The sequence below is a fragment of the Opitutus sp. ER46 genome, from assembly GCF_003054705.1.
Taxonomy (GTDB): domain Bacteria; phylum Verrucomicrobiota; class Verrucomicrobiia; order Opitutales; family Opitutaceae; genus ER46.
In genome coordinates this window covers 13,512-38,355 of sequence record NZ_QAYX01000018.1, presented here as the reverse complement: position 1 = coordinate 38,355, position 24,844 = coordinate 13,512, and the positions used below count along the sequence as shown (strand labels likewise).

Genomic DNA, 24,844 nt, shown 5'->3' with positions numbered 1-24,844 from the left:
TTACTTTAGTTTTCGCGGGCGCGAAAACTAGAGTCTCACGGCTCGCGGATCTCGTTCCGTGCGGCGCCGGGGAGCTTCTTCAGCGTGAAGGCGTCGAAGGGCCGGCCGGACGCCGTCCAGGCCCGGTAACGCAGCTCGTCGCCGTCCACCGTGATCGCCTGGAAGCTGGAGGTCTCGGCCGCCTTGCGGACAGCCCAGGGGCCGGCGCTCAGCGGATAGTACTTCGTGCCGCTCACCGCCACGACATACACCGTCCGGTTCACCACGTCGTGCGCGGCCGGATACCCCGTCGGCACGCTGTCGAGGCTGCTGCGCGCGTAGACGTGGTCGTGGCCGGTGAGCACCAGGTCGACGCCCAGCTCGTCGATAACCGGCTTCCACGCGGCGCGGTAGTGCGCCGCATCGCGGTCGCGCCCGCCGGAGAAGATCGGCTCGTGAAACGCCAGGACCGTCCACCGCGGCCTTTCGCCGGAAAGCACCTGCCGCAGCCAGGCAATTTGCTCGGTGCGTTTTTCCTGGGAGTTGAGCACGACGAAGCGCACGCCCTGGTAGTCGAGGAAGTAACACGTCTCCTCCAGCCCGGCCGGGCCGTGCGTCGGAAACTCGAATTGCGCGCGCCAGTACGGAGATATCCGCCGCGGGGCGTCCTTCTTCAACTTCGCCGACATGTATTCATGGCTGCCCGGAGCGAGGATCAGGGGGCGCGTCGCCCCGACCCAGCCCACACACTCGAACCAGTCGCGCCACTGCTGGTCGTTGCGGCCGTCGTTGATGAGATCGCCCGTGAGCAGGGCAAACGCGGCGTCCGGCACCGTCAGCCACGCCTGGCGCCAGACGCGCGACCATTGCTCGCGCAGGCTGACCTGCGGGTCGCCGAGAAAGAGGAAGGTGAATGGGGCGGCCTTGGCCTGCGCCGTGCGGAACTGGAACCACTCGCTCCAGGTTTTGCCGTCCCCGACGCGGTACGCGTAGGCGGTGTCGGGGGTGAGTCCGGTGAAGGCCACGGTGTGGAACCGCAGCGGCGGCTCGCCCTCGAGCGCGAGGTCCTCGCTGCGCGCCGGGACGCGTTGGGCCGCCGGCTTCACAATCCCGTCCGGCGCCGGCTGCAGCTCGGCGAAGGCCTGCGTCACCGTGGCGTCGGTGCGCCAGGTGGCGGCCTGCGTGGTGGCCGGATCGCCCGCCCAGGTGAGCACCGGCGCCGCGCTCAGCGCCGCGCCGCTCGCGAGGATGAGGGTGAAGCACAGGAGAAAGGAACGAATTCGGGATGGGGACATGAAGGGGGAGTTTTGTTTAACCTCAGATTGCTCGGATAAGACGGGTGTTGGCCACGAAGAGGCACGAAAATGCACGATAAAATTCACAAGGCCATCTCACAGGAGATAGCAGAGGGAACAGAGGTCGCGGCGCCGATGGTGCCGGTGTTGCACCCCCCACTTCAGTTTTCGCGCAGCGAAAACTGGCGGAGCGACAACTGGACGTCGGCGGCGTCGACGTCGGCGGTGAGCCACTGGCCGCGTGGGTCATAGGCCCAGGTGGTCGCGCCCCGGACCTCCTGCGGCGCCGCTAGGCACTTCACCCGCAGGCGCCACGGCTGGCGGCTCGGGCTGCGGAGCGTGAGCGTGCCAGCGGAGGCGTCCATTGCCACGGTCACGTCCTCGTAGTCTATCCCCGCGCCCGTCGGCAGGTGCAGGCGGCGCTCCGACTTCCCGTGCGGGAAACACACCAGCGTGCGGCGACCGCGGCTGGCGGCGTCACCGTTGCCCATGAGGTCGGAGGTCACCGTCATCGGCAGCACGGCGCCGGCGCGCACGTAGAGCGGACACTGGTCGAGCGGGACGACCGACGCGATCGTTGCCCCCGCGGGATGGATCTCCGTTTGCCGCCACCAATCGATCCACGGACCGCCGTCGGCCGGGAGCGTGACGGACGCGCGATCGGTGGCGTCGGCCACCACGCCCACCTGCAGGTCGGGTCCGAGCCGGTGCTGGCGGCGCGCGATATCGGGCGTCTGCACGACCGAGCCGCCGTGGAGATGCGCGTCGACGGCGCACGAGAACAGGTAGTCGCCGAGTTCGTGGTGGAGCGTGGCGAAGCGGCGGTAGATGCGGACGGTTTCCTCGTCGTGGAACCAAGGCAGGTGTTCGGCGAGCCCGCCGTTGGCGCCGCCGTTGCACATCACGGGCATGAGCGCGCCGAACTGCGCGTAGCGGATCAGTTCCCGCTTGGTGGACTTCGCCCGGTAAAAACCGCCGACTTCGACCGCGAGCACGCCGTAGCCGGCCGCGGCGCTGAGATACATGTTGTCGAGCTGCAGCTGGAGCCCGGCCCAGTCCCCGCTGAAGTCGCCGCCCCAGCCGACGGAGCAGTCGGCGATCGCGGCGGCCCAGCCGCCCTGGTGCGAGAACGGCCGCGCCAGCACCACGGCGTCGCGGTTGAGACGGAGCGCGGCCTCGCGGATGGCGTGATAGTACGCGAGCTTGAAGATCTTGTGCGGCAGCGGACCGCGGGAGGTCTCGACGATGTCGGGCAACGCGCCCTCGCCTTGGTCGGCCTTCCAACCGTCCACGCCCACCTGCGCCGCCTGCGCCATGCGCTGCGTCCACCACGCGCAGGCGGCCGGGTTGGTGAAGTCCACGTGGCGACCGATGCCCTTCCACCACTTGTACTCCTGGCCGCCGTTCACGACGTAGCCGAGCGCGAGGGCGCGGTCGAAATCGGGATCGGGCGCGAGGCCATCCTCGGCCACGCGGTTGAGCATCCCGGCCTGCCAGAGAATGAGGCGGACTCCTTTCGCGTGCAGCCCGCGCGACATCGCGGCGGGATCCGGGTAGCGCTTCGGGTCCCAGACAAAGTTGTTGTACGCGGTGGTCCACGGGCTGTCGACGATCACGACCCCCGTGGGGATGTCGCGCGCGAGGTAGCCGTCGACGAGTTGCTCGGTGGATTGCCGGGTATTCCCGTTGTCCTCCCACACCCAGGGCTCGAAGGCCCAGCGCGGAACGAGGGGAGGCTTGCCGGCGAACCGCGGGTGGGAGCGATCGATGGTGCGGTCGATCGGCCGGCGGCGCGGTGCGGCAGCCGGCTCGGCGGCGGACGCTGTGGCTGCGAGCGCGAGCGCGGCGAGGAGGAGGACGAGCCGCACCGGGAGCGCGGCGGACAACGGCCGGGGGTGAAGGCGCACGGGTAGAGGCGGGTTGAAACACCGAGGTTAGCCGCTTCCCAGCGGTCGCCGCCATTGGCCGGTCGGCCCATTCATTTTTGCTGGTGACAAAAATGAAGGAAGAGGGCGTCAAATCCCGGCGCCAGAGGCGCTGGCTTCAGCTCCTGCTTCGGTTTTCGCGAAGCGAGAACCGGCCGCAAAGAGGCGCAAAAGGGGCAAAATGATGAGTTATTGGTTGTTGGTTATTCGTTATTCGGTCGGGGCCTAACGCCTACAGCTTACCGCTTGTAGCCATGGGTAACCACGAATGGACACGAATAGACACGAATATAGGCAATGTACGTTTAGCCACGAAGAGGCACCAAGACGCACGAAAATAGACGAGGGGCTTAGGGCTTCAGAAAAGCAGCGCGCTCGCGTTTTCGCTGGCGCGAAAATGCGAGAAGGTGGGGGCTGGGGCTCGAACCTCTGTTCCCTCCCTTAGCTCCTGTGAGACTGCCTTGGAATCGGTGGACAAACCCACCCAGCTCAAATCCGTATTACAGGAGGTAACGGAGGAAAGGGAGGTTATCGCTCCGCGATAACCTATGTGGTAGCTGAGGCCGGCGCCTGCGGCGCTTCAGACTTTATAACCTTCAACATTCTAACGTTTAACTCGGCGCCATCGGCGCCGTGGTCAACCCTGATGGCTATACGCAATAAGCTGTAGGCTGTATGCCCGAATCGAATAACCCATAACCACCAACCGATAACTCATTATTTTGCGCCTCTTGCGCTTTTTTGCGGCCAAACGCTGTCGGCTGTAGGCGGTAAGCGGTAGGCTATTGGCTTCGAACCGAGAATTTGGGGAGAAAGAGTAAGAGTACGAGTAAGAGAAAGATTCGAGAGCAGCGCTTCAGCGCTCAGCCGGCGCGAATGCGGCCGGGGCAAGGTTGGTTTTTGCCGGTTCTCGCTCCGCGATAACCTATATGGGAGCTGCTGCCGGCGCCGCCGGCGCCGGAAATGACCCCCACTTACTTTATTTTTCGCGCCGCCGAAAAATAAAGTTTGGCGCCTCTTCGTGGCCAACACCCCGTCTTTATCCGAGCAATCTGAGGTTAATGCATGCTGGGGTGGCGCCGCGTCCGAAACCCCGTGTACTTTAGTTTTCGCGCCGTCGAAAACTAAAGAAATGAAATAATGGTTAACTAATAATTTAACCTTGCCGCCGGCATTTCCTTTCCGCTGCAGTCATCCCTCTCTGCCATGCCGACGGTCTCCTTGCCCGCCTCCCATGCCTCCTGCCCTCGCCGCGCCTTGCGGCCCGGACGGGTGGGGGAGCGGCGCGCGCCGAGGCGATGATCTTCACCACCTACTGGTTCCTCGCCTTCATCGGCCTTGCGCTGCCGCTGTACTGGCTCGTGCGCCGGCCGGGCCTCCGCCTCGCCGTCCTCCTCGTCGCCTGCACCGTCTTCCACGCCCGGTTCGCCGGCGCCGCCGGCATGCTGCCGATCCTCGTCCTCTGCGCGACGACGTACCTCGCCGGCCTCTCCCGCCGCCGCGGCGTGCTCCTCGTCGGCATGGCCCTGCCGATCCTCGCCCTCGTCTTCTATAAATACACCTCGTTCCTCTCGCAGCAGGTTCTCGCCGCCCTCAACCCCGCCTGGGGCGCCGCCCTCGAGCAGGCCCTCGGCTCCCGGCTCCCCGACACCCCGCCGCTCGGCGTCAGCTTCTTCGTCTTCGAATTCGTCCACTACCTCTACGACGTCTGGCACGGACACCCCTCCATCCGCCACCCGGCCCGCTTCTGGGCCTTCACCTTCTTCTTCCCGTCGCTCGTCGCCGGCCCGATCAAGCGCTACCGCGACTTCCTCCCGGCGCTCAGCGCTGGGCTCCAGCAGGTCACGCTTGACGACCTCAAGTACGGGCTCTGGCGCATCGCGCAGGGCTACGTGAAGAAGGTGGTCCTGGCCGACAACCTCACCGGCGCGATTGACTACTGGTATCCCCATTTTACCGAGCTGACGCTGCCGCAGCGCTGGCTCTTCCTCGCGGCGCTTTCCTTCCGGATCCTTTTCGATTTCAGCGGCTATAGTGACATCGCCATCGGCCTCGCGCGGCTCATGGGCATCCGCCTGCCGGAAAACTTCCGCTGGCCGTACCTCGCCCGCAACCTGCGCGAGTTCTGGCAACGCTGGCACATCTCGCTCAGCTCCTGGATCCGCGACTATATCTATATCCCGCTCGGCGGCAGCCGGCACGGCGTCTTCCGCCGCAGCATCAACGTCATCATCGCCCTCGCGCTCTGCGGCCTCTGGCATGGCCCGGCCTGGAACTTCGTCCTCTGGGGCGTGTGGCACGGCGTGGGCCTGCAGGTCTGCACGTTCTACCCGACCGCCCTCGGACCCGTCGGCGGCGCGCTCCAGCGCGGCTTCGCTCGGCTGCCGATCCTGGCGTGGGCGGTCACGTTCGTCTTCGTGGCGCTCAGCCGGCTCATCTTCTTCTACCCGGTGCCCGAGTGCTTCCGCCTCATGCGCCTGCTCGTCGTCGCCCAATGAACCCGCCTCCCGCAACGCGTCCCTCCGGCCGGCGCTGGCGCGCCGTGGCCGCCTTCCTCCTCGGCGCCGCCGCCGCAGTGGTCCTGCACTACCTGATCTACCGGCTCTCGCTGCCGTCCGCGCCGTTCATCTATGTGGCCTTCTAGCGTCAGTCCCGCCGCGCCCACCACCGGCGCCGGGCGTCCGCCGCACCGCGGACGCCGGCTCGCCGTGTTCGTGGTCGCCAGCGTGACGCTCGCGCTGGCGGGCTTCGGCCCCGACTTCCTGCTCCGGCCGCTGCCGCCGCCCGCGGAGCTCGAGCTCGAGCTCACGCTGCCGGACCAGCCGGCCAACGCCCACGAGCCGCTCGTCTGCACCGGCACGCCCGGCCACGCCGATTTCCTCTATATCAACCACCTCGGCGGCGGCACGGTCACCGTCGGTTACGACAGCTGGGGCGCCGGCGGCCCGACCTCGCCGCCGTTCAAGCTGGAGCCCGGCGAGCCGGTCCGGCTCCGCCTCCGCCTGCCGGCGATCGCCCAACTGACCGCCGGACAATCCGCGCCGACGTCGACGCTCACTTTCGCCCTCGAGGGCCAGCCGGAGTGGGTGGTTCCGGTGCACAGCCACGTCACGCGCGCCGCCGAGATCCATTGGGCGAGCAACCGGATTGGCGGCACCTCCTGCGCGGACGCCTTTTCCGGCGAACTCCGCCGCCCCGGCGGTCATCGCGTCAGCGGCCTCGGCGGCGCGCGCTACTACGGCTTCACCGAGCGGCTCGCCGCCTGGTGGCCGCGCGTCGGCTGGCTGGCCGCGCTCTACGCCACCCTCGCGCTGGCAGGCGGCGCCGCCGCCGCATGGGGCATCAACTGGCCGACGCTGGTGGCGCGCGTCCGCGCCTTCCTCGCCGGCCTCGGCCAGCGCCGGCCGGGCGAACCGGTGCCGCGCGCCTCGCGGGCGGACCCGCGGCCCGAGGGCTGCGCATGGCTGGCCCCGCTGCCGGCCAAGCCCTTCCTGCTCGGCTTCGTCCTGGCCTTCGCCAGCTGCATCGGCGCCGGGTGGTACCTCGGACGCCAGCCGCTGTTCCGCGGCTTCGTGCGGTTCTTCCAGTCGATCCAGCCGCAGACCCAGTTTTATCCGACGGTGCGCGAGCTGGTGTCCTACGTGGAGCGGACCGTTCCGCGGGACAAGATCCTGGTCCTGGTGGGCGGCGCGTCGTATTTCCGCGGCACCGGGCAGAATCCGGGCGAGCTGTGGACGCATGAGCTGCAGCGGCGGCTGGGCGACGAGTATGCGGTGGTCAATTACGGCATCGACCAGGCGGGGCCGCCGGCCTTCGCGGGCGTGGTGTTCCAGATCCTGGCGCAGCGGTATCCGCGGGCGATCTATGTGTGCAACGGCGGGGTGCTGACGGATGCGCCGCTGGATGGCGGCGGCGTGTACCGGTATCTGTATTGGGATGCCTATTACAAAGACCTGCTGCCGGAGGAGCCGGGCTGGGAGGCGCGGGTGCAGGCGGAGATCGCGCGGCAGACGCGCACGCAGGAGGGGCAGGAACTGCACCTGGGCAAGCGGCTGGATGCGTATACGTACGCCTGCGCGCTGTGGACGTGGGTGGGTTACCACGGTGTGTTCACGGTGTGGGCCGACAGTTATCCGCGCCATCCCTTCCGGGCGCGGGGCCGCTACGTGGAGCGGGACGATCCGAACCTGCGGGCGACGCAGCGGGCGCAGCGGCAGGGGGAGTATGCGAAGCTGATGGAGGAGCGCGGCCGCGCGACGGCGCGGACCGGCTGGCTGCGGGACCCGGCGGGCAAGTGGGTGCAGGATCCGGCGCTGCGGTTGGGGATCGCGGAGCGGTATGACCGGATGCTGCCGCCCTCGGTGCGGGCGAAGAGCCTGGTGGTGCTGCTGCACGGCAATCCGTATTTTCAGCGCCACTGGACCGCGGGAGAACGCCGGCGGTGGAAGGAAACGTACAATCTGGCCGAGCAGGTGATCGGGCAGTGTGGTTATCAGGTGGTGCAGGCCGGCGCGGATTTCACGCCCGACGACTACGTGGATGCCGGCCACTTCATGGCCTCCGGCGGCCAGAAGATCGCCGCCATCGTGGCGGACAAGATACTGGCTCTCCGCGAAGCGGAGTGAGCCACGGAACCAAGGCGGGTTTCGCCACAAAGAGGCGCGAGAAGGCACGAAACTTTAGTTTTCGGCGGCGCGAAAACTAAAGTAATTGGGGTTTCGGACGCGGCGCCTGCGGCGCCGGAGGCAGCCCCACCTTCTCGCATTTTCGCGCCCTGCGAAAACGCGAGCGCGCTGCTTTCCGGAGTAGATTGGCCACGAAGTGACGGATCGGGTTTGGCCACAAAAAGGCACGAGGAGGCACGATAAAAGACCTCCGATTCAAGGGTTCTCTTCGAGCATCTTGGTGCCTTTTCGTGGCCACCCTCTCTGGGACTTCCGTCCGCCGGCGCAGATTGCGCCGGCGCTGGGTTGGGGGTGTGTGGTTCTCGACGACGCGAGAACCAACCTGGCCCCCGGCCGCATTCGCGCCGGCTTAGCGCTGAAGCGCTGCTTCTCGGAGACCCTCGATCCCCTCGATTCTCTTCGTGTATTTTGGTGCCTCTTTATGGCCAAACCCTGCCTCGCCTGTTCGAACGAGCAGCCCGTTAGGGCTCAACGGTCGCGTCGCGCGACCGGGGCGCACCGTGGCTTTTGCGTCGTCAAAAGCCACAACCCCCGCCGCCCAGTCATCGCCTGCGCGATGACCGGGCTCCGCGGCATTTTCTCGTGCCTTCTCGTGCCTTTTCGTGGCCAACACCCTGCCTTGGCTTCCCTGCTCCCCGGCGCTGCCTCTTTTGTGGCCAACCAACCCGGCCTGCCTAGCCGTGTCGTTGCTTTTGTGGCCGAAAATGCACCGGCTCGCAAAATAGGCGGGTAAAAACGAATAGCCGGGGGTAATTAAGGAAGCATGAACCCTGCCCCAATCAATTCACTCTGCGATGTGGTCCGCGAGACGGCGTATGCGATTCACCGGTACCACCGCAGCGGCCACCTCGAGAAGATCTATGAAAACGCCTTGGCGCACCGACTCCGCCGGCGAGGCGTCGTGGTTGCGCAACAACACCCGCTCCCGGTTCTGGATGAGGACGGCACGCCGCTGGGTGACTACTTCGCCGATCTCCTGGTCGACCAACGGCTCATTGTGGAACTGAAGGCGGTGCGGGCGATTGCCGACGAGCATGTGGCCCAACTGCTCGGTTATCTCCGGTCGTCACGCATGGAAACGGGGCTGCTGATCAACTTTGGGGCGCCGGTTCTCTACGTGAAGAAGTTCGTCCTGAATCGGGTATAGTGGGTTGTTCCGGACTGGTTTTGTGGGATGGCCACGAAGTGACGGATTGGGGTTGGCCACAAAGAGGCACGAGGATGCACGATAAGAGACCTCTATCCAGCGGGGCTCTCTTCGTGCGTCTTGGTGCCTTTTCGTGGCCATCATCGCGGAGCTTCCGTCCGCCGGCGCGCGGCGCGCCGGCGGCGGGGTGGGTGTATTTGGTTCTCGACGATGCGAGAACCAACATTGCCCCCGGCCGCATTCGCGCCGGCTGAGCGCTGAAGCGCTGCTTTTCGGAGTAGGATGGCCACGAAGAGGCACAAAGAGGCACGATAAGAGACCTCTATCCAGCGGGGTTCTCTTCATGCGTCTTGGTGCCTTTTCGTGGCCATCATCGCGGAGCTTCCGTCAGCCGGCGCGCGGCGCGCCGGCGGCGGGGTGGGTGTATTTGGTTCTCGACGATGCGAGAACCAACATTGCCCCCGGCCGCATTCGCGCCGGCTGAGCGCTGAAGCGCTGCTTTTCGGAGTAGGTAGGCCACGAAGAGGCACAAGGAGGCACGATAAGAGACCGGCGATCCAGCGGGGTTCTCTTCATGCGTCTTGGTGCCTTTTCGTGGCCATCATCGCGGAGCTTCCGTCAGCCGGCGCGCGGCGCGCCGGCGGTGGGGTGTATTTGGTTCTCGACGATGCGAGAACCAACCTTGCCCCCCGGCTGCATTCGCGCCGGCTGAGCGCTGAAGCGCTGCTTTTCGGAGTAGGTTGGCCACAAAGAGGCACGAGGAGGCACGATAAGAGACCTCTATCCAGCGGGGTTCTCTTCGCGCGTCTTGGTGCCTTTTCGTGGCCATCATCGCGGAGCTTCCGTCAGCCGGCGCGCGGCGCGCCGGCGGTGGGGTGTATTTGGTTCTCGACGACGCGAGAACCAACCTTGCCCCCCGGCTGCATTTGCGCCGGCTGAGCGCTGAAGCGCTGCTTTGCGGAGTAGGTTGGCCACGAAGAGGCACAAAGAGGCACGATAAAGACCGGCGATCCAGCGGGGTTCTCTTCGTGCGTCTTGGTGCCTTTTCGTGGCCAACACCTGCCTCGCCTGTTCGAACAAGCAGCCCGTTAGGGCTCAACGGTCGCGTTGCGCGACCGGGGCGCACCGTGGCTTTGCGTCGTCAAAAGCCACAACCCCGGCCGCCCAGTCATCGCCTGCGCGATGACCGTGCTCCCTGGCTCCGCTTTTCGTGCCTCCTCGTGCCTCTTTGTGGCCAACCCTGCCTTGGCTTCCGTCCTCCCGGCCTGCCTCTTCGAGGCCCACTCGCCGAACTCGTCCGAAATCTGATGCAACGTTGATGCGGAACGCTATTTATTCATCAATTCGCGGTATCACTTCATTTTGAATTGAATACCCCTACGTAGTTCTGCTGACCTCTCGCCTAGGTATTCCACCCTACGGCGGCTGCCCTAGTGAGGCTAGGGCAGCCGCCGTAGGGCGGAGTGAAAGTGAGAGTGAAAGTGAAGGTGACCAGGTGCCGCGCAAGTGGCTCAGTCAGTGCTATTAACTAGTAACGAGTAACCAATAACCCATTTCCGGGCGCTTCGGCGCCCCAACCTTCAAACTTTCAGACCTTAGACCTTAAACGAGATGGCGATTACCTCCTCCCTCCGCACCGCGCTGTTGCGCTCGGTCCGACCTGCTTCCCGGGCCGGGGCGGGGGCGGCTGAGTCGGCCGCGGCGAGTGAGGGACGCCGGTTGGTCAGGGCCGAGGGAAGACCCCCGGCGCAGGTCGAGTACGAGCAGTCGCTCGTCGCGTTCTTCGTCGAGGGCGCCCAAATGCTCGGCATCCCGAAGTCCGTCGCCGCCATCTACGGCATCTGTTTCGCAAGTGCTGAGCCCTTGAGCTTTTCCGATATCAACGAGCGCCTCGACATCAGCTCCGGCTCCATCAGCCAGGGTCTTCGCGTGCTGAAGGAAGTGGGAGCGCTGAAGCCGGAGGCCGGAAGCCTGAGGCCGGAAGCCGGAGGCCTGAAGCCAGAGGCCGGAAGCCGGAGGCCAGAGGCCGGAAGCCTGAGGGCGGAAGCCGGAAGCCAGAAGCCGGAAGCCGGCAATCAGATGTCAGATGTCGGACGTCAGCCTGTCCTCCGTAGCCTTGGCGAAGGAGGAATGTCAGCGTCGAGCGCGGCGCAAACGAATAACTCAGAACGGATAGCCAATAACCCCTTTCCCGCCGATAACCCCGCCGCCAGCGGCGGTGCCGCGAACGCGGCGCAGCCTAACGCTTACAGCTTACCGCCTAACGCCGGCAGCGCCGCCAAGGGCGGCGCGCGCTACACCCCCGACCTCGAGCTGCGGAATCTCGTGCTGCGGTGGATCGATCAGCGGCTGCAGAAGCAGTTGGAGACCGGACGGAGCCGGATCCGGACGCTGAGGGCGTCCGTGCCGGCCGATGCCCACCGCGAGGTGCTCGATGAGCGCCTCCGCGCCTTGGAGATCTGGCACGGCAAGGCAGCCGCGCTCCTGCCGCTGGTGAAGACCGCGCTGAAGATTGGATGAGGGCGTTATCAGTTATCGGTTATTTGTTATTCGTGATCCGAAATGGGTGGCAGTAGGCAATAAGCGATAAGCGGTAAGCATTAATAGATAATCAGTTGGAAAAAGCCTAAAGCCTACAGCTTACAGCCACCGAAGGGACAGCGTCAGAGCCAGTTTTCGATGAGCGAAAACTGCCACCACACACTTTACCGCCACCCGGTCGCCCAGACGCGACGGGGCGAAGCTTTGCCAGCAGGCAAAGCTGAGCCCCGGGGCGACGCAGCGCGAAGCGCGGAGATGGCGCGACCGCCGCGGTCGCGGCCCGAAGGGCTGGCGTCGGCCGGGCGCCCCGTGGGCAGGCCGACCCACAACGCTTTGCCGCTCGCGTTTTCGCTGGCGCGAAAATGCGAGAATGGGGGGCTGTGCATCAAACCTCTGTTCCCTCCCTTGGCTCCTGTAAAAGTGCGCCGGGATCCGTGCTGTTCTATCGTGCCTCTTGGTCGGCCTCCCGTTCGAACCTCTGCGCTCTCTGCGAGCTCCTGTAGAACTGCCATGGGGTCTTTTATCGTGCCTTCTCGCGCCTCTTCGTGGCCAACCCACTCCGGGAAGCAGCGCTTCAGCGCTCAGCCGGCGCGAATGCGGCCGGGGGCAAGGTTGGTTTTTGCGTCGTCAAAAACCAAACAGCCTACCCCCTCCAGCCGGCGCGCGAACCGCGCCGGCGACAGCGACCACCAAACTGGTTATGGCCACAAAAAGGCACCAAGAGGCGCGAAGACAACCCGCTGCATCGAGGTGTTTTTTGGTGCCTTTTCGTGCCTCTTCGTGGCCAACCCCGGCTCGGCGATCTGTGGCTCCTTTTGCGCCTCCTGCGCCTTTTTGCGGCCAAACCCGGCTTGGCTCTAGGCGGTAAGCTGTAGGCGACAGGCTCAGAACTCGGACAGCGGGGGAGTAAGAGAACGAGTAAGAGAAAGAGTAAGACTCGCCGAGCCCCAGACCCCGCGAGAACGAGAACGATTTCGGGGCCCAACCTTCCCACCTGCAACTTTCCCACTTGGAACCCCCCGGCGCGCGCCAGCGCCGGCCCCCGATAACGAATAACCGATAACGGATCGCCCCCCCCCAGTCCTCGCGCCAGCGAGCTCTGCCCCCTCATTCCGTCACTCCCTTAATCCCTCACTCCCTTCCACAGATGTGCGGCATTGTTGGTTATATCGGCCCGGCGAAAGCCTCCCAGATCCTCATCGATGGCCTGAAGCGCCTCGAATACCGCGGGTATGATTCCGCCGGCGTCGCCGTCCACACCCCCGCCGGGTTCGCCGTCGCCAAGAAGACCGGGCGCGTCGCTAACCTCGAACGCGAGGCCGCCCGCCACGTCCTCACCGGCACCTGCGGCATCGGCCACACCCGCTGGGCCACCCACGGCGGCGTCACCGACGCCAACGCCCACCCCCACGTCTCCTCCGACGGCCAGATCGCCCTCATCCACAACGGCGTCATCGAGAACTTCTCCGCCATCAAGCGCTTCGTCACCGGCAAGGGCTACACCTTCCAGTCCGAGACCGACACCGAGGTCCTGGCCAACCTCATCGCCTACCACTACGCCAAGGAGCCTGCTCCCGCCGCCGACGCCGAGCCGAGCCGCCTCCTCGAGAGCGTCCGCAAGTCCCTCCTCCACGTCGAGGGCACCTACGGCATCGTGGTCATGTCCCGCGACCACCCCGGCGAGCTCGTCAGCGCCCGCCGCGGCTCGCCCCTCATCCTCGGCATCGGCCGCGGCGAGAACCTCATCGCCTCCGACGTCTCCGCCATCGTCGGCCGCACGCAGAACGTCGTTTACCTCAAGGACGGCGAGCTCGCCCGCGTCACGGCCGACGCCTTTGCCATCACCTCGCTCACGCAGGGCGACGACGTCGTTCCGGTCATCAGCCAGGTCAACTGGTCCATCGCCGACTCCGCCCTGGGCGATTTCGCGCACTACATGGAGAAGGAGATCTTCGAGCAGCCGCAGGCGCTGGAGAACGCGATGCGCGGCCGCTTCTCGGAGGATGGCTCCACCGCGCAGTTCGGCGGGCTCAACGTCACGCCCAACGAGCTGCGCCAGGTCGACCGCCTGCTCTTCACCGCCTGCGGCACCGCCTGGCACGCCTGCCTCGTGACCGAGTACCTGGTGGAGCGCTTCGCGCGCGTGCCGGCGGAGGTCGATTACGCCTCCGAGTTCCGCTACCGCAACACCCCCCTCGACCCCAATTCCCTCCTGTTCGTGCTGAGTCAGTCGGGCGAGACGATCGACACCCTGGCGGCGCTGCGCGAGGCCAAGCGCCGGGGCTACCGCGGGCTGGCGATCACCAACGTGGTCGGCTCGACGATCGCCCGCGAGGCCGACGGCGGCATCTACCAGCACGTGGGCCCGGAGATCGGGGTGGCCTCGACCAAGGCCTTCACCTCGCAGCTCCTGCTCGGCGCGATGGTGGCGCTGTACCTCGGCCGCATGCGCGACATGAGCTACGCCGACGGCAAGGCATACGTCGCGGCGCTGAAGGCGGCGCCGGACTTGGTGCGCCGGACGCTGACGCAGGCGGAGCACATCCGCGGCATCGCGCAGCGTTATGCCGGGTACAACGACATGCTCTTCCTTGGCCGGCTGGCGCTGTTCCCGATCGCGCTGGAAGGCGCGCTGAAGCTGAAGGAGATCTCGTACATCCACGCCGAGGGGTACCCGGCGGCGGAGATGAAGCACGGCCCGATTGCGCTGGTGAGCGAGCGCTGCCCCAGCGTGTTCTTTGTGACCAAGGGCGAACTCTTCCCGAAAGTCGTGTCCTCGATGCAGGAGATCAAGGCGCGGAAAGGCCCGATTATCGCCGTCTGCACGGAAGGCCTGGAGCTCCCCCCCGGCCTCGCCGACGAGGTGATCCCGATCCCCGACTGCCACGAAGCCGTCCTGCCGATCGTCGCGACCATCCCCATTCAACTCCTCGCCTACTACATCGCCGTCGCCCGCCACTGCGACGTGGATAAACCGCGAAATCTGGCGAAGTCCGTCACGGTGGAATAGGACGTTTCACGCTCGCGCCATTCCATGCCGAATATTACAATGGCGCCCTGCTTGAAAGGTACACATATACCACGAAATTTAAGTAGGGAATCCGCAGAATAATATCAAATAGATGCGCTTCAGCATTGTCATACCACTTTGGAAGACGCAATACGTCGCTGAAACAATTGATAGCGTACTTGCGCAGAGCTGCAAGGACTACGAATTGATCATTGGATGCAGCCGAACTGATGCATCAATAGAAAATATCAAAAAGCTGTACTCTGATAAAGCGCGCTTTATAGATATCGAAGGTACCGGGATAATCGCACATTGGAACAATGCCATTAAGCAATGCCGCGGCGAATTCACGCTGCTTCTGGCCGACGATGATGTCTTGACGCTCGATTGTCTTGCGGAGGTCTCGCGCGCGATAGATCGCAATCCCAACTGCGCCCTAGTGCAGACCCGCATCATCATGTTTCAAACAGGCGATCTTGTCCGCGCGGTCTCAGTTGGCGGATGCGAGGTCGAGTCGATGTCCGAATATGCTTATAACCAAATTGTCCAGCGTCGGCCAATCATCGTGAGTTGCATCTTCTTCCGTACCTCCTATTTGGCGCCGCGCGGATTTGTCGACCTCCCGGATGCGTGGGGGGCTGATCTGTTCACTGCGTTGACGATCGCGCGTCTGGGAGGGGTTGTCTTTGTAAACAAACCGCTGGTAAAAAATCGCGAGTGTCTCGAGCGGGTAACAAGTAATATCGGCTGGAAAAGTAGAGTTTCCGCCATCGAAATGTGGGAGCGCATGATTGATTGTGGGCTGCTGAAAATCGGGGTGGCGGACGACAATAATATGTACCAAAATCTTGTAGAAAGTAACTACAAAGAGATTTATAGAAAAGCCAGAGTCGATTCTTTAGTGGCGTGCGTAAAGAACATATCATTCAAAAACCTGCGCCGCGATCTTCGCGATATTAAAACTCTTTCTAAGGGGCATCATTTTGCGCAAGCGATGAGAGCGATCGCAAAAGGCGTCGCTCTAAAATTGCTTTAGCCTTAATATCGAACGATATACATCGCAAGAGTGCAGCTAATCCCGCGAAATATACCAATGCTACTCGGCCGTTATGCAGCTGAGCTGCTATCAATTCTCGCATACGGCTTGCGGCTTGCTGGCAGTATTATTATTACGCCGCTGGCGATAAGACATTTGTCATCAGATGAGTTGGGCTACTGGTATCTGCTCGTGAACATTGGCGGCGCAGTTGCTCTCCTAGACTTTGGCCTTACGCCGAACGTTACTAGGGCGTGCGCTACATTTGCGGCCGGCGCGGAAGACCTTTCGAGGCACGGATCACCGAGTAGCGAAGGCGAAATCTCGCCGAACTGGCCAAAGATCGGAGGACTCGTCCGCCAGGTGAAGTGGCTCTATCTTAAGATCGCGTTTGCCGCCGCAGTCTTGATGGTATTTGCATTTATAGGACTACGTTCCACGATTAGCTACGGAACGGACGGGAGCTCGCCTGCGGAAATCTGGTGGGTTTTTACTGCATCAACGGTGATCAGTGCCTATACTAGGTCGCAGCCCGCCCTCCTGATTGGTCTCGGTAAGGTTGCGGAATGTAACCACTACACGCTTATCGCAGCGTTCACATCGATATCGGTAGTCATCGGCGGGCTTATGCTGGGGTATGGATTAACAATAATGGTTATAGGTACTGCAATTCAGCCCGCGATTCTGGGACTCCTGTGCTCTCTAAAAATAAATCTGCTTCTGAAATCGAGCGATAGAACGTGTGCCACGGATACCAATCTTGCCGCATTATGGCCAACGACGTGGCGGACGGGCGTCGTCTCGGTCGGCGCATACATGGTTAATAATGCGAGCTCTATAATCTGCGCGAAGTACCTCGGCCTGAGCGTTTTGGCCTCCTTTGGGCTGGCTACGCAGCTCTTCACAGCTGTGCAGACGATCGCTAGCGTGTTTTTAGCAGTACGGGTGCCCGCGGTGGTTGCGCTGATGGTACGTCGCCGTCACACTGAGCTACTTCGGATTGTAGCAAGGGCTCACGCTTTAGGTGTCGCGTGCTTTATTATGGGGGGGGTGTCGATTTGCTTCGCGGCACCCTTCGCGCTGAAGCTTATTGGGAGCAAGACGGCCCTCCTGCCTCTGCCGCTATTGGGAGTGTACGCTGGAGTACGGTTTTTGGAATGGAACCACTCGCAGTTTGCGTCCCTGGTTATGGCGGACAATCAGGTGCCGTTTGTTGTCCCTTCGATTGCATCTGGATTTGCTATCATAGCGGGCTCGATGCTCGCTATCCAGTACTTTGGACTTTGGGGTGTGGTCTTGGTAACCGGTGGGGTGCAGGCAGCATGTAACAATTGGCTCCCCGTACTACTTGGCCTGCGGGTGCTAAACTGCGGACTTCGCAGGTTCGCAAGAGCGATGATCTCTGAGCTTTCTAGTGCACTTGTTAGGTAGCGGCAGCGACGGGTCTCTTCGCGCAAGCTGCAATCCAGCTTGGTCCAATGAAACCCGACACACATCCGCTTCAATACTGTTGGGGTAAGAGATTGGAATACGCCTCGTGCCGGTGTATGAAGTCGATGACAAATAGGAGATATTCTGTAACAATGTGAAAAAATGTATGGCGCCTATAACTTGAGCAGCCCATCGCCTCGCTACCTGATCGCCGTATGCGGCGATTGGGGGGTTGCGCCTTGGAGTAAGGCTCTGTGCAGTAGTGGGGCTGACGTGCATGTTCTGTCAAACATAAGGCCCCATCGGTTCCGGCAGCGCTTCCCGTGGGTGAAGCAGAGCTATTGGTGTGTTGAGTGCTACATTCTGGGCTACTTGCTCGCAAAAGTTCTCCCTAGAAAACATTGGTATTTCAGAGAAAAATTAATTTATAAAGTCTTCGCTCGTCAGCTCACGCAATTTGCGAGGCGCGACACTATTGTGCTAACGAACGTTGGAATGGGCGGTGGTAATGGGGTCCTCGGCCGTTTTCAGAATAGTCTTGTTCATTGCGGGAATAGTGGGCCCGGCACCTTTGCGGCTCAGATGACTGCCGCGGGACAGGGCCGCATGGCCGCGAATCTGTTGGCGGACAAAGGATGGCTGCGCATGTGGGAGAGCGACGTACGAGCTGCGTCTATCATTTCGGCCGAGTCATCATTCGTTGTAAAATCTATAGAGGCATCAATTCCGAATAAACGCTACTTTGTGTCACCGCTGCCCGTTGCGGCTATGCCGAGTCGGCTGACTTCTCCGCGTCGGACGAGATTCGTAAGCACAGCCACAACTGTACGGAAGGGGAGCCTTGTGGCGATCGACGCTTGGCGTATCGCGAAAGAGAATGGATGGCTTGGTACCGAGGCAGTCTTGGAAATCTTTGGATCTTGCGATCGACCTACACAATCAAAGCTCGATCGCGAGGGGGAAAAAAGCGGGGTAATTAGCCGAGGCTACACGAGAGAAATTGGTGAGGTATTTCAATCTGCTAGGTATTTCTTGCTACCAACATTTGAGGATGGGGGCCCTCGAGCCTTGGGGGAGGCAATATCGGCGGGGTGTATCCCGATAGTCAGCGAATTCTGTATGGCGCCAGACATTCTGCCACAGGCGTTAATTGCGGCTCCGCTTACCGCTGCGTCTATTGCGGAAACAATACGAAATGTCTTATCCATTGATCTGGTCTGCGGTCGCTGGCACGATGAACTTAGGCCAGCTAGAGAGCAGTTGATGGAAGAGCACTTCAAGGAAGAACTCTTGCGCATGCTAGACGGTTTGAAATGACTACCTTCGTTTCAATAGTTGTCTCGGTAGCTGGGTGGACCGTATTGACTCTCATCGCCCGCGACTGTATCCGAGAGAGATCTCGGTGTTGGGCAGTCTCTTGGGTGTGTATATTTCTGGCGCTGAAGTTGTTTTTGTTCGGTGTTGTTCCATTTATATATATTGAGTTCTTTGGCGAGCCAAAGCTCGTGCATGCACCTCTGCAGACACTGACTCCTGCATTCACGCTCTTCTTGCTGGAGACTGTGCTCACGTGGGTGCCGCTTAGGATGTTGCGCCACCGCATCGGCGTGGCACTCCGGCTGGGAGCTGGCCGGCGACCAAGCGTCGCCGAAGCCACGCTGGGCATCGGAATAATTACGATGTGGTGTTTTGCCGTCTCAATGCGCAAAGGCTATTTTGGTGAGGCGGCAATTGCCGGCTTAGGGCTCCTGACGGATTGGCTTCCTTTTGGCATCGTCCTGGTGGTCTGTTGCGTATTTGACACAGCGTTCGCTCGGCGGTTTAGGTATATATTGATTGCAGCGCTCCTGATGATCATTCTTTCAGTTGTCGTTCCACTTGGCGGACGTGGTTACATATTCATCCCGGTTGCGTTCACGATTCTCGGTCTACTTCATGTTGGAAATGTCGCTCCAACTTGGGTCCGGTTTGGCGGCGGCTTAATCGCTGTGATGTTGCTCGGGGTTGTTGGATCGTATGCTGTCTCCGGAATACGGGCGCAAGTCTATTACACTGGGACGCGGGCCTCTATCACTGATATAAAGCGGTCGTCTCAGTACTCAGATCTCGACCCTGTCGGAACGGTCATAAACCGATTGGCGGCTGGGCTGCAGTCTACAGAATTTGTCATAGAAAATCGAACAATGTTCATATCGCGGGGAAGGATGGAGGTGTTTGGGCTAGTAGCTGGATCTTCAATATCGAGGCGGGTGAATCCACTGGGAAGCGTTGCGGATCGGTATAACCAGGATGGAGTATCGCCGGGTACGCAGCTGGCGTACCTAATTTCTGGATTTGGATATGGTTTAGCATGGCCATCGATAGTAGATTTCTACCTAGGCTTCGGGGTCATAGGGGTCGCTCTCAGCGGAGCACTCTTGAGTGTGGTTATAGCGGGGTGGCTTCTCGCCATGCGAACGTTTGCGCGATCTTGGCCCCGAGTATGTGTAGCCTTTGTAATAGGAAATATAGGTTCGGGGATTCTTGCATATGAGACCGCAGGAAAGATGTTCACGGCGCTAATATGGAATTCGATAGTGCTGTTCGGCATTGCCAGCGTGTCGGCACGAGTGCTGTTCCGGAGTGGCTCATCTGAGCCACAGCGGGTGGGATGGAAATATTCTGATTCCGCCGCGGCCGCGAAACCCAAGCCATTGGCCGCGAAGATCAGTAGGCGGGGGGCTAGACGGTGAAGAATGGTGTGCCCAAGTTATCCCTGATTTGGGAAAGGTTGGGATATCCCGATGGGATCTAGGCTCGTGAGGCTACCGCGATACTTCTTTGTAGACCCGGACGGCCTCCTTGCCGTTATAAAGGCATAAGCCATTGTCCTTAGTCGGCGTTGGCATAACGTACAGCTATGACGCAAGATGTATGAGGTATATATACGTAATAGCGGATGACCCAACGAGGTTGGGATCGGGTATCACAACGAGAGCGTTGCGGTACCTGAGGGCGCTCTTCGACACAGGACAGCTCGCGGCCGTCGTAGCGAAGTGTGATCGGCTTGGGCGCGATATGGACAATGTCCCAGTATGGCGGATGCGCAGCAGTTCATCGTGCTCTAGAGGGTGGCGGTACAAAGGGCGCTGGGCGATGCCTGGGGAGGAGGTGCCTGATTGGGAGATTTACGCTGAGATTGCAGATCAGATGGGTGACGGGGACGTTGGGTGGATATTTGATATGGTCACCACATTTGGGTGGGCAGACCTTTTAGCGCAAGAAACTCGATGCGTTGGTATCGTGCAAGATGGGGTCGCGCTCACCGCATTCGAGAACTGGCGGATGAGAAAGGGAAGGGTGCGTGGCTTTGTCCGCTACTTGCTCGCCAGACACGTCGAGCGATCGTACGCGAAACGTTTCGACCGTATGTTGTATGTTGGTGAAGAGGATGGAAGGAACGTCGCTGCTGTCGCTCCTAACAAGGTGCGAACGGTTCCTCTTGGTACGAACATTCCTCACATCGAGCGACATATCGAGTTCGATGGTAGGGCGCTGACTGCGGTGTTTTGGGGGAACCTTCAGTTTGAGCCGAATGTAGACGCAATTCAATGTATTTCTAGGTTTCAGGAGCGCCTTCGAAGTCTGGATGTGGAGGTGCTAGTCGCGGGAGCAGCGACTCAAATTCCCTCGCTGATACAAGACAACGGCATACCGCATGCTATCAATTATCTGCGTCTTGAGGACATTCTCACACGAAACTGCGTAGCGTTTTTCCCAGTTCGGTTTGGTGCCGGCGTAATGAATAAGATCCTGGAGGCGGCCGCCATGGCTGTTCCTATCATCTGCCACCGTCGCTGCCTGCGGAATTTGAAAGGAATCGAGCAATGGGTCTACAGTTACACGAGGGAGTCCGAGATAATCCCCCTGTTTGGTCGAGTTCTCGACGCTCTACGATCTGGAGATGCGCAGCGGCGATCCGAGCAAGCTCGGCAATGGGTTAGGGCTCACAATAGTATCGGAATCGAAAGAGAGGCGCTCTTGTATGCGATTGGATAGACTATCTATTTATACCGAAATATTCCCGACCGGAAGATTTGTCGAATCGGGTGGATTTGTGCTAAATCTTGCCGAGGGATTCAATCGTGCTGGAACTAGTGTGAATGTCGAAGTTCTCGCTTCGGTATTATCGCTGGTGCGAAGGCGCGTACTTTGGTTTCCAAGAAACAGGATGGTGCGCGGAGTTCCTGTTCATTGGAGCTATTTCCTGAGCCGAGGAGTACCCTCTCTTTGGTCCCGTGGTCCGCGCGGAAGGTCCGAGATTTTCGATAGATTCTATTCTGCTGCTAAACGTAAATGGTCGGACCGTCGTGCGCAGTATTCGACATGTTTAGCATACTTTTCTTCAACTGGGATAGCGCTACTCGCCGCCCGGCCGGCGTCGACCATTTATGTGGAGTGCGGAGAGTCGGATCTCGAAGAGAGTCGCCAGAGAATCGGGCCTACGAGATTTGATGAAATACTACCTCGCGCTGCTGGTATTGTCGCGGTATCGCGGTACAATGCAGACTGGATTAGGGAGAGATACGGCGACCGGGTTCGCGTGATCCATCTACCCAACCCATACAACGAGGCATTCTTCTATTTCCGGCCTAAGTCTGTGGTTCGCGAGGAGCTTGGGATGGATGGAACAAAGATCTGTGTCGCATTTGCGGGACACTTTGTCGAAAGGAAGGGGCCGCTTCGCGTTGACGCTGCGCTTCAACAAACGAGTGCGTATGGAGTGTTTATGGGGTCTGGCCCTCAGGTGCCGAGATCAGGCCGCGTGTTGCGGGCATCGGCGGTGCCGAACCATGATCTCGGGAGATGGCTATCTGCGTGCGATATGCTCGTGCTACCTTCGTTGGCAGAGGGAATGGCGACGGTCATAGTCGAGGCTATGGCATGTGGATTGCCATTGGTTGTGTCGGATCGGTATTTTAACCGAAGCTTTTTGACGGAGGCCAATGCAGTGTTTGTAGATCCGCTCTCTGTGGATGATATCGCACGAGGAATAAGATATTTAGTCGACCGGCCCGATGTACGGGCCGCGATGAGCGCAGAGAACATAAGAAATTCAGAGAAATTTGGGCTATCGTACCGAATTGATCGAATGAGCGAGTTTATGAGTGTAAATCGACTCTGATAATTCTCGATCGGCTAGAGCGATAGTATTCCGTGTTACGTGGCTGAAAATATAAAGGGCTAGGCTTAATTGGTGCGCTGGGATTCGCCCGCTGTATTATGGATCGATAACATTGAGACTATTGGAATATTAAAATGGATGAAATGTACAGTAAGCAGAGGCGCGTCGCACTTGTTGTCGGGACGCGGCCGGAGTGTATTAAGATGGCTCCAGTGTGGCTCGCCTTGAGGCATTCGCGATCATTGTCGCCTATATTGGTATCGACAGGCCAGCACCGGCAGATGCTCGACCAGGCGTTCGGAGTGTTCGGGCTTAAGCCGGATATTGATCTCGGCCTCATGCAACAGGGGCAGACCTTGCCCGACCTCACGGCGCGCGTGCTCACCGCCATGACCACCGTGCTCAGGGAGCATCGGCCGGCCGCCGTGCTCGTCCAGGGCGACACCACCACCGTCTTGGGGACGGCGCTGGCTGCGTTCTATGAGCGTATTCCCATCGGCCACGTGGAGGCCGGACTTCGCACGTACGACTTCGAGGCGCCGTGGCCAGAGGAGATGAATCGTCGGCTCGCCGACCCGATCTCCCGCTGGTGCTTTGCGCCCACCGAATGGAGCGCCGCCAATCTCAAGGCGGAGCGCACTCCGGGGGCCAATATTCACGTCACTGGCAACACCGTCGTGGACGCCTTGCTCTGGGTCCGTGAAAAGCTAAAGCGTACGGGCCTGACCGCGGCGCAGGTCATCGAGCGTTGTCAGATCCCCGCCGACTTCGCCGCGCGGTACCTGAAGGATGGCCCCAATAACCAATCCCCAATAACCAGTAACGTCACCGGCGCTAGCCGGTGGGTACTCATTACCGGCCACCGGCGCGAGTCATTCGGCGGCGGGTTTGAGAACATCTGCCATGCCATCGGGCAGATCGCGGCCAAGTACCCGGATGTCGGCCTGCTGTATCCCGTGCACCTCAATCCAAATGTCCAGGAACCCGTCCGTCGGATTCTCGGTGGCAACCCTCGGGTCGCCCTGATCCCGCCGGTCGGCTACGAGGACTTCATCTGGCTGATGGATCGCTGCCACTTCGTGCTGAGTGATTCCGGCGGGGTGCAGGAAGAAGCGCCGAGCTTGGGCAAGCCGGTTCTGGTGATGCGCACCACTACCGAGCGACCTGAGGGCGTCGATGCGGGCACCTGTCGACTCGTCGGGACGTCGCCCGACGTAATCATGCGAGAGGCGAGCGCGCTGCTGGATGATGAGGCGGAGTACGCGCGACGCTCGCGTCTGAAGAACCCGTACGGCGATGGCACCGCAGCATACCGCATTGCCGAGATTCTGGCCAAAGACCTTTCCACCTAATCACCTATGAGCGCTGACCTTTGCGTCCTCGGACTCGGCTACATCGGCCTCCCCACGGCCTCCATTTTTGCCACTCGTGGCAAGAAGGTGGTGGGCGTCGATGTCGTGCCTCGTGTCGTCGAAACGATCAACCAGGGGAAGATCCACATCCAGGAGCCCGAACTCGACGTGCTCGTCCGGGCTGCGGTTCACAGTGGTAACCTGCGGGCGTCGCTCAAACCCGAGGCGGCGGCGACGTTCATCGTGGCGGTGCCGACGCCCTTCAAGGCGACCGAGACCAATCCGAAGGCGCCGGACCTTACCTATGTCGAGAGTGCCACGCGCTCGATCGCGCCTGTGTTGGCGCCGGGCAACCTGGTCATCCTCGAGTCCACCAGCCCCGTGGGAACGACAGAGGCCATGCGCGACTGGCTCTTTGACGAAGTGCAGAAGACGCGTCCGGACGAACTGCCGGCGCTGCGGGAGTCGGTCCTGTTCGCCCACTGTCCGGAGCGAATTCTCCCCGGCCAGATGCTGAAGGAACTCGTCTCCAATGATCGCATCAGCGGCGGACTGACGCCCGAGGCGGCGGAGAAAGCCCGCGACCTTTACCGCCTGTTCTGCACCGGTGAGATTTTCCTCACCAACGCCCGTACGGCGGAGATGTGCAAATTGACCGAGAATGCGTCGCGTGACGTCGGCATCGCCTTTGCGAACGAACTCTCGCTCATCTGCGACCGTCTCGATATCGACGTGTGGGAACTCATCCGGTTGGCGAACCGGCACCCGCGCGTGAAGATCCTGCAGCCCGGACCGGGTGTCGGCGGCCACTGCATCGCCGTGGATCCCTGGTTCATCGTGGACTCCGCGCCGGAGCTGGCTCGGCTCATTCGGACTGCCCGTGAGGTCAATGACGACAAACCGCATCGCGTCGTGGATCGCGTCAAGGCCTGCGCCGGCCGGTTCAAGCAGCCGGTCATCGCCTGCCTCGGTCTGGCGTTCAAGGCGGACATCGACGATCTCCGTGAGAGCCCGGCCGTCGATATCGTCGCCCATCTCGCCCAGCAGAAGGTCGGACGGATTCTGGCAGTGGAGCCCCACGTACGGGCGCTGCCGAAATCGCTGGAGGGCAAAGGCGTGGAGCTGACGCCGCTGGATACTGCCGTCAGCCAGGCCGATATCGTCCTCGTCTTGGTCAACCACCGTGAGTTCGTGCAGTTCAATCGCCGCAAGCTCGAGGGCAAGGCCGTGATCGATACACGCGGACTTTGGCGATAGAAAATAAATCGAATGGTGTAGA

Annotated in this window: 14 protein-coding genes; 12 read left to right on the top strand and 2 right to left on the bottom strand. The window is 61.3% G+C overall.

Features of this window, described 5'->3' with window-relative positions; all coding sequences use genetic code 11:
- Nucleotides 1–35: 35 nt before the first annotated feature.
- Both DB354_RS03745 and DB354_RS03740 read right to left on the bottom strand, forming a co-directional pair.
- Nucleotides 36–1,274, bottom strand: coding sequence for a metallophosphoesterase family protein (locus DB354_RS03745; RefSeq protein WP_107834102.1), 1,239 nt, complete (start codon nt 1,272–1,274; stop codon nt 36–38).
- Between the two features lie 161 nt (nt 1,275–1,435).
- The gene (locus DB354_RS03740) at nt 1,436–3,181 is read right to left on the bottom strand and encodes a TIM-barrel domain-containing protein (protein WP_107834101.1); all 1,746 of its coding nucleotides are present in this window, start codon (nt 3,179–3,181) and stop codon (nt 1,436–1,438) included.
- 1,316 nt (nt 3,182–4,497) lie between these two features.
- Between DB354_RS03740 and DB354_RS03735 the strand changes: the two genes are divergently transcribed.
- The 12 genes from DB354_RS03735 (at nt 4,498) to wecC (ending at nt 24,822) form a co-directional block, all read left to right on the top strand.
- Nucleotides 4,498–5,697 carry an MBOAT family O-acyltransferase gene (locus DB354_RS03735; protein WP_107834100.1) on the top strand — a complete coding sequence of 400 codons (1,200 nt, stop codon included), beginning with the start codon at nt 4,498–4,500 and terminating at the stop codon, nt 5,695–5,697.
- Nucleotides 5,694–5,843: a hypothetical protein gene (locus DB354_RS22205; RefSeq protein ID WP_158277354.1), complete on the top strand. Its 150-nt coding sequence runs from the start codon at nt 5,694–5,696 to the stop codon at nt 5,841–5,843. Before DB354_RS03735 ends, DB354_RS22205 begins: the two co-directional genes overlap by 4 nt.
- Nucleotides 5,830–7,824: a hypothetical protein gene (locus tag DB354_RS03730; protein WP_107834099.1), complete on the top strand. Its 1,995-nt coding sequence runs from the start codon at nt 5,830–5,832 to the stop codon at nt 7,822–7,824. Before DB354_RS22205 ends, DB354_RS03730 begins: the two co-directional genes overlap by 14 nt.
- An 823-nt stretch (nt 7,825–8,647) precedes the next feature.
- Entirely contained in the window at nt 8,648–9,031 is a 384-nt protein-coding gene (locus tag DB354_RS03725; protein ID WP_107834098.1) for a GxxExxY protein, read from the top strand.
- Between the two features lie 1,611 nt (nt 9,032–10,642).
- On the top strand, nt 10,643–11,551 hold the full coding sequence (locus tag DB354_RS03715) for a hypothetical protein (protein ID WP_107834096.1): 909 nt from the start codon (nt 10,643–10,645) through the stop codon (nt 11,549–11,551).
- 1,168 nt (nt 11,552–12,719) lie between these two features.
- Nucleotides 12,720–14,582: a glutamine--fructose-6-phosphate transaminase (isomerizing) gene (gene glmS / locus DB354_RS03710; protein WP_107834095.1), complete on the top strand. Its 1,863-nt coding sequence runs from the start codon at nt 12,720–12,722 to the stop codon at nt 14,580–14,582.
- A gap of 112 nt (nt 14,583–14,694) precedes the next feature.
- Entirely contained in the window at nt 14,695–15,618 is a 924-nt protein-coding gene (locus tag DB354_RS03705; RefSeq protein ID WP_107834094.1) for a glycosyltransferase, read from the top strand.
- A gap of 57 nt (nt 15,619–15,675) precedes the next feature.
- On the top strand, nt 15,676–17,049 hold the full coding sequence (locus DB354_RS21910; protein ID WP_146180096.1) for a hypothetical protein: 1,374 nt from the start codon (nt 15,676–15,678) through the stop codon (nt 17,047–17,049).
- 162 nt (nt 17,050–17,211) lie between these two features.
- Nucleotides 17,212–18,366 carry a glycosyltransferase family 4 protein gene (locus tag DB354_RS22970; RefSeq protein WP_107834093.1) on the top strand — a complete coding sequence of 385 codons (1,155 nt, stop codon included), beginning with the start codon at nt 17,212–17,214 and terminating at the stop codon, nt 18,364–18,366.
- The gene (locus tag DB354_RS21905; RefSeq protein ID WP_146180095.1) at nt 18,363–19,781 is read left to right on the top strand and encodes a hypothetical protein; all 1,419 of its coding nucleotides are present in this window, start codon (nt 18,363–18,365) and stop codon (nt 19,779–19,781) included. The genes DB354_RS22970 and DB354_RS21905 overlap by 4 nt, the downstream gene beginning before the upstream one ends.
- Before the next feature lie 2,575 nt (nt 19,782–22,356).
- Complete coding sequence (wecB, locus tag DB354_RS22475) at nt 22,357–23,565, top strand: UDP-N-acetylglucosamine 2-epimerase (non-hydrolyzing) (protein WP_199226797.1); 1,209 nt, start codon at nt 22,357–22,359, stop codon at nt 23,563–23,565.
- Nucleotides 23,566–23,571: 6 nt separating this feature from the next.
- Complete coding sequence (gene wecC, locus DB354_RS22470) at nt 23,572–24,822, top strand: UDP-N-acetyl-D-mannosamine dehydrogenase (protein ID WP_199226789.1); 1,251 nt, start codon at nt 23,572–23,574, stop codon at nt 24,820–24,822.
- The last annotated feature ends 22 nt before the right edge of the window (nt 24,823–24,844 follow it).